Here is a 13,432-nt window from a genome sequence, read left to right on the forward strand (position 1 = left end):
GTCGGCCCAGGATCAGAACCTTGACACGCTGGCCGGCGGTTCCAGTATGAAAACCGCCGGCGGCTCGCATTTTCGACCTCGGGCCTCCTCATACCGACGATCACGATCAGGTGATCGTCGGTAGCGACAGCCGCAGATGCGCGCCCTCGTCCGCAGGGACGACCTCGACCTCGCCCCCGTGCGCCCGCGCGATCTGCCGCACGATGGCCAGCCCGAGCCCCGCCCCCTCCCGCGACCGGCTCGCGGCCGAACGGTAGAACCGGTCGAACACGTACGGCAGGTCGGCGGCATCGATCCCCGGCCCCTCGTCCCGTACGTCCACCCGGCCCGCGCGGACCTCGACGTGAACGCGCCCTCCGGGGGGGCTCCACTTGGCGGCGTTGTCGATCAGGTTGCCGATGGCCCGCTCGACCGCGTCGGGGTCGCCGTGCACGTATGTCTCCGTGCTGTTCAGTTCGACATCGATGCCGGCGTGACGCGCGGCGGCGCTGCGGGCCAGCAGGTCCAGCCGCAGGTCCTCGGTGCGGGCCGGCCCGGTGCCCGCCCGGGCCAGGTCGAGCAGGTCACGGATGAGCGCGTTCAGCCGGGCCGCCTGCTGCCGCGCGCCGGCCACCAGTTCGGGGTCGGCGTCCGTCTCGGCCAGCAGGTCCAAATCTGTGGTGAGGCTGGTCAGCGGGGTGCGCAGCTCGTGCGAGGCATCCCCGACCAGGCGGTGCTGCGCTTGCACGGAGGTCTCCAGCGCGGCCAGCATCCCGTTGAACGCGGTGGCCAGGCGGCCGATCTCGTCCCGGCCGGCGACCTCCAGCCGGGCGTCCAGCCGCTGGGTGGCCCGCACGTGCTCGACCAGCCCGGTCAGCCGCCCGACCGGGCGCAGCAGCCGCCCGGCCGCCAGCCGCGACAGCATGCCCGCCGCCAGGCCGCCGCCGACCGTGAGCGCGGCCAGCAGGACGGCGATCCAGCGCAGCGTGTCGGTCGCGTCCGTCAGGGGGCGGGCCACGCGCACCAGCATGCCGTCCGTGTTCGGCGCAATCGTGGTGTAAACGCGCATGCCGTCCAGGTCCTGAAAGTAGGGCGGCTCGTTGTCCTGGGAAACCCGCACGTCGCGCTCGGTCAGCGGCAGGAAGCCGAGGGTCGGGCCCGCCTTGACCGGTGAAGGGACGAACTGGACGGCGGTGCCGCCGACCTTCACCGGGCCCTGGTCGACGTCGTCCTTGCGCTTGAGCTGCCGCAGCACGTCGGTCGAGGTAGCGGCGCCCCGGACGAGGGAGGTGTCCAGCTGGTCGTGCAGGTTGGCGTCTAGGGCGCCGTACAGGATCAGGGAGGCGGCCAGCAGGGCGGCCATGACGACCGCGCCGCCGGCCAGCGCGACCCGGGTACGCAGGCTCACGCGCGCTCCCGCAGCACGTAGCCCACGCCCCGGACCGTCTGGACCAGCCGGGGTCCATGCGCCTCCAGCTTGGTGCGCAGGTAGCTGATGTGCGCCCACAACGCGTTGGAGCCGCCGCCGAAGTCGTAACCCCACACCGACTCGTAGATGACCTCCCGGGTCAGCACCCGGCCCGGGTTGCGCAGGAACAGCTCCAGCAGCGCCAGTTCGGTACGCGTCATCCTCACTTCCACTCCAGCCCGCCTGGCCACCCGTCCGGCCAGGTCGAGCTCGACGTCGGCGAAGCCGAGCACCTCGCGGGAGGCGCCGCTGCGCCGCATCAGCGCCCGCAACCTGGCCCGCAGCTCCTCCAGCGCGAACGGCTTGGCCAGGTAGTCGTCGGCGCCCGCGTCCAGGCCCGCGACCCGGTCGGCGACCAGATCGCGGGCGGTGAGCATGAGGATCGGCGTCTGGTCGCCTCGGTCCCGCAGCCGGCGGCACACCTCAAGGCCGCTGGGCTCGGGCAGCATGACGTCCAGGACGAGCGCGTCGTACCTGACCCTGGCCAGCCGGTCCAGCGCGGTCAGCCCGTCCTCGGCCGCGCCGACGTCCATCCCGTCGCGCCGCAGCGCGTTCGTCAGCGACCGCCGTACGGCCGGGTCGTCGTCGACCACCAGTACCCGCATGCCGCCATTGTGGGGTGGGCTCATGTGCTCGTTCCAGCTCGTTACTTGGGTGCCTGCTTGAGCTGGTTGAGGGCGTCCTTCAGCTCGGCGGGCGTCTTGCCCACGCTCGCGGCGATCTCAGCAAAGGCCGGCGAGTCCGGGTGGAGCCCGTTCTCCCGCGCCGCCAGCGCCTCCAGCCTGTCCTGGACGGCCCGCCCCTCGTCCTTGGTAACGCCGAGCGCGGCGGCCAGGATCTCGCTGCCGAGGTCGGGCCCCACCCTGCGCCCGTCCACCTTCTTGTCCGGGGAGGAGCAGTCGAGCGACCGCTTGACCAGATTGAGGGCATCGCGCAGCTCAGCGCTCGTCTTGCCGACGCCGGCGGCGATGGCCGCGAACTTCGCATCGCCGACGCTGATGCCGTTGTTGGCGGCGGCCAGGTCCTCGATCTGGTGCGCCACCTGGACGGCCCGGTCACGGGGGATCCCGAGCGCCTCGGCCAGCAGGTCCGGGGCCGGCCCGTCGAACAGATTGCTCTTCCCATCGTCGGGCTTGTCCTGCGGTGCCCCCGGCTTACTGATAGAACCGCCCGGCTTCTTGACCGGCTGGGCCGGCTCCAGCCCGGGTGCCCCCGACTTCAGCCCGTCGGCCGAACAGGCGCTCGGCCCGCCCTTGGCCGCCGGGCTCGCGGCCGGGCTCGCCTTCGGGTCTGCGGTGGCCAGGGCGAAGCCGCTCGTCCCACCCGCGACGATCAAGGTCATGGTCGCCACGAGAAGGCGATTACGGGTGCGCATGATTTCTCCTCCCACCGACACCGGACCTTCCGGCGCCGCGCCGTAAGGAGATCGCGCCCGCCTTACCCCGAATCTCAGCGAACCTTAAGCGCGCCATAATTTCCGACGGCGGCCGAACGTTCGTCATGTGCCACGCAGCGTGTCAGGTCGCACGGCGTCGTATCCGCCGATCGCGGTGCCTCCCAGCAAGCAGGGCAAACCGGTGCCGTCACCGAACCGGTACGAAGATCACATTCCTAGCGCCAATTCCTCTACTCAGACTCCTCGAAGGCCACTACGCCGTCCTGCTGGTTGACGTCGAGGCTGAGCGGGGGAGAATCCACACGCGCGTCCGGCGTCGGGATCTGCACGGCGAAAAGGGCGTGCAGATCCCCGTTCCCGTGGCGGTGACCGGCCAGAAGGGCGGTGCCGATGTCCGGCGCGCAGCTGTACGACTCAATCGGAGCCGGCTACACCATGACCCGGCGCACCGAGCCGCGGATCGCCGCACAGGTCTGGGCCGCCCTCGGCGAGGCCCGCACGGTGCTGAACGTCGGGGCAGGCACCGGCTCCTACGAGCCCCCCGGCCGCGACGTCATCGCGGTGGAACCATCGGCGGTCATGCGGGCCCAGCGCCCCGCGGACGCGGCGCCGTGCGTGGCCGCCGCCGCGGAGAGCCTCCCGTTCGCCGACCGGTCCTTCGACGCCGCGATGGCTTTCGCCACTATTCATCACTGGCAGGACCCGATCACCGGCCTGCGTGAAATGCGGCGCGTCGCTCGCCGCGTGGTGGTGTTCACGCACGACACCACTGACACGGGATGGCTTCATCGGTTCTGGCTTACCCGCGACTACTTGCCCGAGGTCGCGGACCTTGTAGCCGGCAGGCCTGCGCTGACCGAGCTGGCCCGTGCGATTGGAGCCCGGACGGAACCGGTGCCCATCCCGTGGGACTGCGCTGACGGCTTCTTCGAGGCGTACTGGCGCCGGCCCGAGGCATACCTGGACGAGAACGTCCGGCGCGGAGTATCGGTCTGGGCCAGAGTCGGGCCGGACGCCGAGCGGCGGGCGGTGCGCGACCTTCGTGATGACCTCACCTCGGGCCGGTGGGCCGAGCGCAACCGGGACCTCGCCGATCTCGACGCGGCAGAGCTCGGCCTTCGCCTGCTGATCGCTTGAAACACCTCGCCAGGCAGCCTGCGTACTCAGCCGTCGCAGTTCTCGCCGATTCGGGCGGACGAGTAGGACCCCGAGGTCCGTGATCTTGTTAGGCTCGTCTGAAGTGAGCAGGAGATCAGCGCAGGTGTCGTTGCCCAGGTCTGGTTGGCACGGTTCGGTGCCGCAGATCGGCCCGATGAACGGCGACGAGGCCTGGTGCCCGTGATGACCGAACAAGCGCATGGCAATCCGGAGTTGGTCTTCCTGCGAGCCCTTCGCCGTGGCCAGATCGTCACCGGAACCGTCATCGAGATCGCCGGCTTCGGCGTGACCTTTGTGGACATCGGTGGGTTCACCGCGATGATCAACATTCCCGAACTTTCATGGCGGCCCATCAACCACCCCTCCGACGTCGTCACCGTCGGCCAGGAAGTCACCGCCGAGATCCTTGACGTGGATGTCGAGCGCCGACGCGTACCGCTCTCCCTCAAAGCGCTCCAGGATGACCCGCTGATCCACCTCCAGCAACGCATCGGCCAGATCGTCACCGGAACCGTCACAAAGATCGTCCCCTTCGGCGTCTTCGTCCGCGTCGAAGACAGAAGCGACGGCTTCGAGGGACTCCTTCACGAATCTGAACTCACAAGCATGCATGTCCAGGTCGGCGACGTGCTCACCGTGAAGATCGCCCAAGTGGACACCATGAGACGCAGGATCCAACTCACCCGCAGGTCCTGAAGGCCCGCGACGCGCTCCCGATCAGCCCGGGCAAGCCCGGCTCGGGGATAGGTTCGCCGGGATTTTCGGCCCAGACCGCAGGACCCCCATAGGCCGCCTTGTGCAGCGCATACTGAGTATGCATACTTAGTATCCATGTCGATCAGGCATGGACTGCTCGCCCTGCTCAGCCTGGGGCCCCGGCACGGCTACCAGTTGCGGGTGGAGTTCGAGGCGTCGACAGGGGCGACCTGGCCGCTCAACATCGGCCAGGTCTACACGACGCTGTCCCGCATGGAGCGCGACGGCCTGGTCATGCCGGGCGAGTCGGACGAGCAGGGCCGGGTCGTCTACACGATCACCGCGGCCGGCCGGGAGGAACTCGTGCGATGGTTCAGCACCCCCGTCGCACAGGCCGACCGGCCGCGGGACGAGCTGGTCATCAAGCTGGCCATGGCCGTCGCCGCCAAGGAGGTGGACGTCGCCGAGGTCATCCGCAGGCAGCGCACCGCGACCATGAGCGCTCTCCAGCAGCTGACCAGGGCCAAGCGGGCCGCCGCGGAAGGCGCGGCCCAGCGGCTCGTGCTCGATTCCATGATCTTCCGGGCCGAGGCCGAGCAACGGTGGCTGGACCACTGCGAGGCCGTTCTCAAGGAGGAACGATGACGGTCGTACGGCTGGCCGAGGTGGCCAGAGTCCATGGCGAAGGCGCGACGGCCGTACACGCTCTGAAGGGCGTGAGCCTCGAGGTGGCCGCGGGGGAGCTGGTCGCGGTCATGGGCCCGTCCGGGTCCGGCAAGTCGACCCTGCTCAACCTCGCCGGCGGGCTCGACCGGCCGACTTCGGGCACGGTGCACATCGACGGGCAGGACCTCGGCGCCGTGCGCGATCTGGCGGCACTGCGGCGCCGGGTCGTCGGCTACGTCTTCCAGGACCTCAACCTGATCACGTCGCTGACGGCGGCGGAGAACGTGATGCTGCCGCGCGAGCTCGACGGCGTACGGTCACGTCTGGCCCGCGAGGAGGCCATGGCCGTCCTGGCGGAGATCGACGTGCAAGACCTGGCCGACCGCTTCCCCGACGAGCTGTCCGGTGGCCAGCGCCAGCGGGTCGCGATCGCCCGCGCCCTGGTCGGCGGGCGCCACCTGCTGCTTGCCGACGAGCCGACCGGCGCTCTCGACACGCGGACCGGCGACGAGATCCTGGAGATACTACGCGCCCGCTGTGACGCGGGAGCGGCGGTCGTGCTCGTCACGCACGAGCCGCGCTACGCCGCCTGGGCCGACCGTGTGGTGTTCCTCCGCGACGGGATGATCGCGGATTCCACGAACGAGTCACTGGTGAGCGCCCGATGAGCGCCCTTGTCGCCGCGCTGCGCATCGCGCGCCGGAGCGCGTGGCGTTCCCGGGGACGAAGCGCGCTCATCATGGTGATGATCGGCTTACCTGTATTGGTGATCACGGCGATGCTCACCCTGTTCGAGACCATGACCGTCACTCCGCAGGAGGGGCTGGTGGCCGAGCTCGGCGTGGCCGACGCCCGCCTCGTGCAGCTACCAGCGGGTACTGTCCTCCGCCAGGAGCCGAACGGGTCCAGCTGGAGAGGGGGTGGCGACAAGGCGGGCGTGTCCGGGCTCAGCGGGCCCGGGGTGGCGGCACTGCTCGGACCGGGCACCCGGTTGATCCCTTTCGGTTCCGGGGTGCTCCGGCTGGGCACCGAGCGGGTCGAAGCGCTCGAGACCGACCTGCGCGATCCCCTCACCAGGGGGATGCTGACGTTGAGTGAGGGCAGTTTCCCTTCCGCCGGGGAGGTCGTGGTGACACCCGCGCTGGGCCTGCGGCCCGGGGATCTCCTGCGGGCGTCCGGCGCGGCGCCGCTGACGGTGGCGGGCGTGGTCGAGCACCCGTACAAGCCGTCGCTTCGGCAGGTCGTGGGGCCCGACCTGCCGTTGGAGGCGCCGGACGAGTTCATGCCGGGCCAGTACGGCCAGGGATGGCTCGCGGACACGGTGAAGCCCGTCTCCTGGACCGACGTGCCCGCGCTGAACAGGGCCGGTCTGTACGTCACCTCCCGCACCATGATCACGGACTCGCCGCGCATTCGTCCCTCGGGCGTCAACGTCCAGTTCACGGTGGGGCTCGGCACCATGGTGATCATGGTGGTGCTGGAGACCGTGCTGCTGGCCGGGCCGGCCTTCGCGGTCGGGCTCCGCAGACGCCGCCGGGAGCTGGCCCAGATCGCGGCGCAGGGCGGCTCGGCCGGGCACCTGCGGGCCATCGTGCTGGCCGACGGACTGGTCCTCGGCGGCGGGGCCACCCTCGTGGCGATGCTGCTGGGCATCGGGACCGGGGTGCTGGGTGCCCACGTCGTGGCGCGTTGGGGAGGGCAGGTCGGTCCGCCGGGGGTGCCGTGGGCTCCGGTTCTGGCCGTCGCCGCGCTGGGCCTTCTCACCGGTCTCGTGGCGGCGCTGGTGCCCGCCGTGCAAGCGGCTCGGCAGAACACCGCGACCGTGCTGGCCGGCCGCGCGCCCGCGGTGGCCGATCGGCGGGGATGGCCCCTGGTGGGAGCCGTGCTGGTGCTGGCAGGACTGGGGGCGACCGTGGTGGCGCGGCGCCAGCCGGTCACAGTGTGGGTGCTCGCCTCCGCGGTGGTGGTCCTGCTCGGGCTGGTGGTGCTGACGCCATGGCTGGTCGGCCGCACGGGACCACTGGCCGCGCGGTTGCGGCTCCCTCTGCGGGTGTCCGTCCGCGACGCGGTCCGCCACCGATCCCGGACGGCGAGCGCCGTGGCGGCCGTCATGGCGGTCACGGCCACGGTCGTGGCGATGGGCATCGGCGCCTACAGCGACTACGCCGACCGGCGGAACGCCTACACCTCGGCGCGCCCGACCGGCATGCTGGCGATCTGGGCCGGCAACATCGACGATGCGGCCTGGACCAGGCTTCGCGCCGAAACGGCCCGCGCTCTGCCGGGTGTGCCGCTCGCCGCCGGCTATCAGGCGAAGGACGCCCAGGGGCACCGCTACGCGTTGCGGTACACGGTGCGATGGAACGGCACCCGCACGCGTCGCTCGGCGGCCATCGGAGACCAGGCCCTGCTCGGGCTTCTGCAGGGACGCCACGACCCGCAGGCGGCCACGGCGCTGGCGAGCGGCAAGGCCGTGGTGTTCGACGCGGCCGCACTCCGGAACGGCAAGCTGACGCTGCGGGCGAGCTCCACGTCCGGCCCCGCGCGCAAGCTCGAAGTGCCCGCGGTCGCGGCCACACCCGCCGACGAGCACCAGGGCGGTGCCCTGCTGCCGCGCGCCGTGGTCGAGCAGGCCGGTTTCTCGACAGCGGAGCGCCAGCTCTACGCCATGTACCGACCGTCGAGAGACTCGACGCTGGGGCATGATCTGGCCAAGGTGACCCCCCGCGTCACGATCGCCTTCGAGGACGGCTACCGCAACCTGCCCGATCCGGGCTTGTGGGGCTGGCTCGCCGGTGCTCTCGTCCTCGTCGTCGGGGGCACGCTGGCCGCCACCCGCCTGGCGGCCGCCGACATGCGGCCCGAGCGGGCGACGATGGCGGCCATCGGCGCCCCGCCGGGGACGTTGCGGATGGTCGTGGCCGGCCAGGCCCTCTACATCTCCGGGCTCGGCGCGGTGATGGGGCTGGTCGCCGGAACGGTGACGGGCGTGGCCCTGAGCCGTCCCATGACGTCATACGGCGCGGGAGATCCGTCCACGATCGCCATACCGTGGCCGTTCCTGATCGCCGTGGTGGTGGGGCTGCCCGTTCTGGCGACCGCGGCGGCGCTGATCACCCGGACCAGGTCGCCCCTCGCCGGCCGGCTCCTGTGACGGCGGGCCGGCTCGCCCGAGGCGCGAAAGGCCGGCGCAGGGAGGTCTCCACGGCCTGGAAGCCATAGCGGAGCATCTCGGCTTCATCAGCCGTCGAACGCGACGGCATCAGCCGGATCAGCTGTCGGGCGGCCCGGCGGTCGTCTCGATGACCGCTCGGATCAGCCGCGAGGACTGCACGGCGAGCTCGTCCGGCGGACATGGCCGGTCGTGCTCAAGCCACCAGACGATGGATTGGACGAACATCGCCGAGATGACGCTGGGGACCAACGCGTCGGCATCGCGGTCGGGCAGATGCTCGCTGGACATCGCGGCGAGAGCCGAGCGCATCCGGCCGGAGAACCACGCGCTGCCTTTGCGCCCGAGAAGCGCGCCGTAGAGCCGGTGGTAGGCGTCGATGTGCGCGAGGAAATCGGCCCAGCGCCGGCCGGATGACCGGGTGTCGCCTTCGTGGCCGGCGGTCATCTCGGCCATCGCCTCGTCGAAGATCTGCTCGACAAGGTGGTACTTGTCGCGGTAGTGCCGGTAGAACGCGGCGCGGCTGACCATGGCGCGGGCGGTGAGTTCGCCGACGGTGACGCGATCGAATCCGCGCTCCTCGATCAGTTCCACCAGCGCTTGGCGCAGCAGTGTGCGGGTGCGGCGGACCCGCAGATTCGGCTGAGACATCTCAGGCTCCTTGTCTCGTCCGGGACATCCCTGGCGATCTGTTTCTTGTGCGGCTACCCGCCCACTCCGAGACTGGACGAGCCGTCCTGAGCGAGACAGATTGTCTCGTTCAGCCATGATCTCAACCTGGGGAGTGCCTATGCGGGCTGTCGTGGTGAATCGGTTCGGCGAGCCGGATGTGCTCCTCGTCGAGGACGTCGTCACCCCCAAGCCGGCTTCGGGTCAGGTGCTGGTGGACGTCCGTATGGCGGGTGTGATCTACGGGGACGTGATCGTTCGTTCGGGCCGCTATCCGGTGGCGCTGCCGTGGACTCCCGGCATCGAAGTGGCGGGACGAGTGGTGGCGGTCGGGGAGGGCGCGGACGGGTCGCTGCTCGGCAAGACGGTCGTGGCCACCACTGCCGGACAGGCCGGCGGCTACGCCGAACGCGCACTGGCCACGGCCGCGTACACCTTCCCGGTCCCCGGCGAACTGGAGCTCGACGTCGCACTGGCCGTGTTCCAGGCCGGTGCGGTGGCCTGCGGCATGCTGTCCGTGATGCGGCTCAGCGGCGACGACACCGTGCTGATCACGGCAGCGGCGGGCCGAATCGGATCGCTGCTGGTGCAGTCGGCCAAGTCGCGGGGCGCGACGGTCATCGGCGCGGCGAGCCGCGAGAAGCTGACCGCCGTGAAGGAGTTCGGCGCGGATCACGCGATCGACTACGGTGCGACCGACTGGGCGGACCAGGTGCGCGAGGTGACCGGCGGCCGCGGGGTGGACCTGGTGCTCGACGCCGTCGGCGGCCAGACCGCCACGCGCGCTCTGACTGCGGCCGCGGACGGCGGTGGCCGCATCGGCCTGTACGGCGTCGCGTCCGGCCAGTGGCCCGCGCTGGATGCCCAGACCATCGGCAGACGCGGCCTGACCGTGTCAGGTCCGCTGGGGATGGTCTTCCGCAAGTCCGACGCCGAACAACGCGACGATGCCGAACAGGCGCTCGCGGCAGCGGCCCGAGGAGAGCTGACCCCCCGGATCCATGCCCGCTTCCCGCTGGAGCGAGCCGCTGACGCGCACCGTGAACTCGAAGGACGCCGGTCGGTCGGGGCGATCGTGCTCACCAGCTGATCTGCCGCCGAGCTGATGGTGACCCGCGTTCATCGGCGTAAACGCGACGGCATGATCTCGCTCGCGCGGATCGCCGGTTACCTGCGCGGCTCGCCGAAGGCGACGCCCGCCGGCCACAAGCGTTGACTTTCCAACTTGGAATGTGATTGGCTTTCCATTATGGAAAGTAACAGTGCTGATCACCTGTCCGTTATCGCCGAGGCCCGTGCGGCCGTCGCCGACCGGCTGATCACGCCCTGGTGGTACCACCCGATCCTCGGGCTGCTGATCGCCGGTTACCTGCTCGCGCTCGGACTCGGCGACACCGTGGTCAAGATCGCGGGCGTCGTGCTGTTCGCCGCCGGCAGCGCCGCGCTCGGCAGCGCCTATCGCCGCCTGACCGGTGTCTGGGTGTCCGGCTTCCAAGCGGGCCCCGCCGGCCGGTGGGCCGGCGCGTTGGGCGGGCTGGCGGGCTTGGCCGCCGTCGCGAGCCTCGCGATCGGGGCCCTGACCGACCTGCGGTGGCCGGTGTGGTGCTTGGCTCTGGCGGGGTTCGCCGCCGGCATCGTCCTGGGCCGGCGGTTCGACGCCGCACTGCGGGCCCAGCTGAGGGCAGGCGTATGACCGCGCGGTTCGACGACGTGGTGCACGCGCCGAACCGACTGCGTATCTGTGCCCTTCTCGCCGCCTCGTCGAGCGCCGAGTTCGCGGTGCTGCGCGACATTCTCGGCGTGGCCGACTCGGTGCTGAGCAAACATCTGAAGGTGCTGCAGGACGCTGGCTACCTCGCGATCTCCAAGCCGACCGGCCGGGGCCGGGTGAAGACGTGGGTGAGCCTCACCGCCGAGGGGCGGCGCGCCTATGCCGGGCACGTCCAGGCGCTCAAGGCACTTCTCGACGCTCCGGACACACCGATCGACGCCCCCGGCACACCGGTCGGTTCGCCGGGGGCGCCGTGAGCCGCACCCCGGCCCGGCGGCGATCGTGACGATGAGGGAGCTCGCGGAGCTGGAAGACGCCTGCCGGCGCATGCTCGCATCGCGCCGCTCACGGCGCCGTCAGGTCTCGGTCGCCGTCGTGCCCTCGGAACCGGTCAGCAGGAACCCGGGGCGCGTCCCCTGCCAGGCGGGGACGCTCAGCGCGTTGAGCGCCGAGACGATCCGCCTCTCCTCATAGACGAAGTGCGACTCCAGCACGGCTGCCAGACCGTCGAGCTCTCCCCGCACATCCCGCGCCCGCCCCGAATCGGTGTCCGGCCCGAGACCGCCGACGAGCTCTTCCAGCCTGGCCATCGTCTCCGCCACCACCCGGTGGTCTTTGCGCAGCTCCTCCAGCAGGGGGCGCAGCTCGGGGAACGCCTCCGCCAGGGCGGGGAAGGCCCCTTCGTCCTCACCGGTGTGGTGGCGGGCAACCGCCGAGCAGAAGGTGAGGCAGTGGGCCTGGAGCGTGCGGAGGCGCTCGCCTCCGTCGACGAAGGACCCGAAGTCCGTACGGAGGCGGGCCAGCTCCTGCCGGAGCCAGAGGTGAACGTCGATCAGTTGGTTGCCGAACGCCGTCAGGCGGCCGTCCGGGAAGGTGGATTCCATGGTCGCCCCATGATCCGGCGCCTCCATGCCCACGGCGGTCTCCTTGCCGGGTGCACTGCGACGCTGGCATGGGACTTCATCATCTTCGCCGCGACCCGTCAAGTCCGGAAGGGCGCGTGAGGCGGGTCAGGCCACCTGGAGCCAGATCGGCCGCCAGTCGCTCAGCTCGTGGTAGCGGCGCAGCTCGAAGATGCCGCTCAGCCAGCCGCCCCACGCCGCGTACGGCGGGTTCGCGGTGTCGAAGCCGCTCTGCACGAAGGTCAGCCGCGTCTTGCCGCCGGACTCCTCCAGCTCCCAGGACACGACGCCCACGGGTCCCCAGTCGACCGACAACGACCGGCCGGGGGTCAGCTCGATGATCTTGGCGGGGTGGGGGTTGTCGTCGAGGCCCCCCATGGCGAAACGCCCGCCGACGTACGGCTCGATGCCGATGGGGTGGCCGAACCACTCGGTGGCCTTGTCCGAGTCGGTCAGGGAGTCGAAGATCACCTCGGCCGGCGCGGCGATGTCGACCTCACCCCGCAGGACGGTGGCGGTGAAGTCGACCTTCGGGCCGATGGGGCGGCCGTGGAGGTGGTCGGCCAGGTTGGCGATCGACAGCCCCCAGAACGTCTGCAGGACGCCCCGGACGCCGGTGCCGCTGATCGCCTCCTGGAAGTCGAAGTGGCTCTGCGAGAGCGTCAGGATCGTCGAGTCGCCGCTCTCCTCCTCCAGGCGGAACTCCGTCGTCGTCTCCTCGCCGCCGAGCAGCCAGGAGAAGCGCAGCGTGTGGTCGTCGGCGTGCAGGAGCCGCTGGTGGGGCGCGTCGCCCTCCGGCGTGTAACGGCCCCAGAACTCGTAGCGGTCCGGCAGGTCGACCTCGGCGTGCTCGGCCAGCCACACGCGCAGCTCACCCGGGTCGGTGAGGGCGTGGTGCACCTCCTTGAGCGGGACGGACAGGCGGACGCGGAGGATCATCGGTTCAGACATGGTCGTCTCCCTTGGGATAGCAGGCCACGGCAAGCTTGAAGGCGTCGCCTTCGGCGCCGCCGTAGCGGGTGAACAGGTCTTGCAGCGTGGCGCGCAGGTCGTCCAGGAACTCCTGGCGGCGTTCGGGGGGCACCCGGATCTGGCCGGACACGCCGACGGAGGGCAGCTCGGGCGCGGTGCGGTCGAGCGCGGCGATGTCGGCCTGCACCTCCTCCATGAGGTCCAGCAGGTAACCCAGGCTCAGGTCGTCCTGCTGCCTGCGCAGGCCGATCCGGCCGACAAGACCGGGGGACAGCCAGTACGAGCGGGCACCGGCCTGGTAGATGCCCTCGGTGATGCCGCGCACCCGCCGCTCCGACACCTGGGTGACCAGGCTCGCGTCGACCAGGCGTTTCACGTGGTAGTAGACCCGCTGAGGGGTTTGGTCCAGCCGGGCCGCCACCTCTGTGCAGGTGCGCGGCTCGGCCAGCTGCCGCAGCACCTCGATGCGCTGCGGCTTGAGCAGTGCCTCGGCCTGCTCGATCTGCTCCAAGTACAGGACGTCTCTCATCGCAAAAACAACTTTGTATGTAAAAACTGTTTTTTGTCAATGGTCGCCGGAGCA

Annotated in this window: 15 protein-coding genes; 8 read left to right on the forward strand and 7 right to left on the reverse strand. The window is 70.7% G+C overall.

Annotation, left to right across the window (positions count from 1 at the left end; genetic code table 11):
• Positions 1-106: 106 nt before the first annotated feature.
• Genes AB0B72_RS07010 through AB0B72_RS07020 form a run of 3 tightly spaced genes read right to left on the reverse strand, consistent with a single transcriptional unit; the run spans position 107 to position 2,822 of the window.
• Complete coding sequence (locus AB0B72_RS07010; RefSeq protein WP_367737443.1) at positions 107-1,387, reverse strand: ATP-binding protein; 1,281 nt, start codon at positions 1,385-1,387, stop codon at positions 107-109.
• Positions 1,384-2,052 carry a response regulator transcription factor gene (locus AB0B72_RS07015; protein WP_367737445.1) on the reverse strand — a complete coding sequence of 223 codons (669 nt, stop codon included), beginning with the start codon at positions 2,050-2,052 and terminating at the stop codon, positions 1,384-1,386. The genes AB0B72_RS07010 and AB0B72_RS07015 overlap by 4 nt, the downstream gene beginning before the upstream one ends.
• 41 nt (positions 2,053-2,093) lie before the next feature.
• Complete coding sequence (locus tag AB0B72_RS07020; protein ID WP_367737447.1) at positions 2,094-2,822, reverse strand: hypothetical protein; 729 nt, start codon at positions 2,820-2,822, stop codon at positions 2,094-2,096.
• Positions 2,823-3,233: 411 nt separating this feature from the next.
• Here AB0B72_RS07020 and AB0B72_RS07025 point away from each other — a divergent pair, with 411 nt between their 5' ends.
• The 5 genes from AB0B72_RS07025 to AB0B72_RS07045 all read left to right on the forward strand — a co-directional run bounded on the left by AB0B72_RS07025 (position 3,234) and on the right by AB0B72_RS07045 (position 8,517).
• The gene (locus tag AB0B72_RS07025) at positions 3,234-3,980 is read left to right on the forward strand and encodes a class I SAM-dependent methyltransferase (RefSeq protein ID WP_367737449.1); all 747 of its coding nucleotides are present in this window, start codon (positions 3,234-3,236) and stop codon (positions 3,978-3,980) included.
• 204 nt (positions 3,981-4,184) lie between these two features.
• Positions 4,185-4,697: a S1 RNA-binding domain-containing protein gene (locus AB0B72_RS07030; protein ID WP_367737451.1), complete on the forward strand. Its 513-nt coding sequence runs from the start codon at positions 4,185-4,187 to the stop codon at positions 4,695-4,697.
• 135 nt (positions 4,698-4,832) lie between these two features.
• Positions 4,833-5,342: a PadR family transcriptional regulator gene (locus AB0B72_RS07035; protein ID WP_367737452.1), complete on the forward strand. Its 510-nt coding sequence runs from the start codon at positions 4,833-4,835 to the stop codon at positions 5,340-5,342.
• A complete protein-coding gene (locus tag AB0B72_RS07040) occupies positions 5,339-6,031 on the forward strand; it encodes an ABC transporter ATP-binding protein (protein ID WP_367737453.1) in 693 nt (230 codons plus the stop codon). Before AB0B72_RS07035 ends, AB0B72_RS07040 begins: the two co-directional genes overlap by 4 nt.
• Positions 6,028-8,517, forward strand: coding sequence for an FtsX-like permease family protein (locus tag AB0B72_RS07045; RefSeq protein ID WP_367737454.1), 2,490 nt, complete (start codon positions 6,028-6,030; stop codon positions 8,515-8,517). The genes AB0B72_RS07040 and AB0B72_RS07045 overlap by 4 nt, the downstream gene beginning before the upstream one ends.
• A gap of 117 nt (positions 8,518-8,634) precedes the next feature.
• Here AB0B72_RS07045 and AB0B72_RS07050 read toward each other — a convergent pair whose 3' ends face one another.
• On the reverse strand, positions 8,635-9,186 hold the full coding sequence (locus AB0B72_RS07050; protein WP_367737455.1) for a TetR/AcrR family transcriptional regulator: 552 nt from the start codon (positions 9,184-9,186) through the stop codon (positions 8,635-8,637).
• 139 nt (positions 9,187-9,325) lie between these two features.
• Here AB0B72_RS07050 and AB0B72_RS07055 point away from each other — a divergent pair, with 139 nt between their 5' ends.
• The 3 genes from AB0B72_RS07055 (at position 9,326) to AB0B72_RS07065 (ending at position 11,232) form a co-directional block, all read left to right on the forward strand.
• A complete protein-coding gene (locus AB0B72_RS07055) occupies positions 9,326-10,294 on the forward strand; it encodes a zinc-binding dehydrogenase (protein WP_367737456.1) in 969 nt (322 codons plus the stop codon).
• Positions 10,295-10,453: 159 nt separating this feature from the next.
• Positions 10,454-10,897, forward strand: a complete 444-nt coding sequence (locus AB0B72_RS07060; RefSeq protein ID WP_367737457.1) for a hypothetical protein — start codon at positions 10,454-10,456, stop codon at positions 10,895-10,897.
• Complete coding sequence (locus tag AB0B72_RS07065) at positions 10,894-11,232, forward strand: transcriptional regulator (RefSeq protein ID WP_367737458.1); 339 nt, start codon at positions 10,894-10,896, stop codon at positions 11,230-11,232. Before AB0B72_RS07060 ends, AB0B72_RS07065 begins: the two co-directional genes overlap by 4 nt.
• A 99-nt stretch (positions 11,233-11,331) precedes the next feature.
• Here AB0B72_RS07065 and AB0B72_RS07070 read toward each other — a convergent pair whose 3' ends face one another.
• The 3 genes from AB0B72_RS07070 to AB0B72_RS07080 all read right to left on the reverse strand — a co-directional run bounded on the left by AB0B72_RS07070 (position 11,332) and on the right by AB0B72_RS07080 (position 13,378).
• On the reverse strand, positions 11,332-11,859 hold the full coding sequence (locus tag AB0B72_RS07070; protein WP_367737460.1) for a hemerythrin domain-containing protein: 528 nt from the start codon (positions 11,857-11,859) through the stop codon (positions 11,332-11,334).
• A gap of 126 nt (positions 11,860-11,985) precedes the next feature.
• Positions 11,986-12,828 (reverse strand): SRPBCC family protein, encoded by an 843-nt coding sequence (locus AB0B72_RS07075; RefSeq protein ID WP_367737461.1) that lies wholly within the window; start codon positions 12,826-12,828, stop codon positions 11,986-11,988.
• Positions 12,821-13,378: a helix-turn-helix domain-containing protein gene (locus AB0B72_RS07080; RefSeq protein ID WP_367737463.1), complete on the reverse strand. Its 558-nt coding sequence runs from the start codon at positions 13,376-13,378 to the stop codon at positions 12,821-12,823. The genes AB0B72_RS07075 and AB0B72_RS07080 overlap by 8 nt, the downstream gene beginning before the upstream one ends.
• Positions 13,379-13,432: the final 54 nt, after the last annotated feature.

It is taken from the genome of Microbispora sp. NPDC049125 (assembly GCF_040802045.1).
Taxonomy (GTDB): Bacteria; Actinomycetota; Actinomycetes; order Streptosporangiales; family Streptosporangiaceae; genus Microbispora.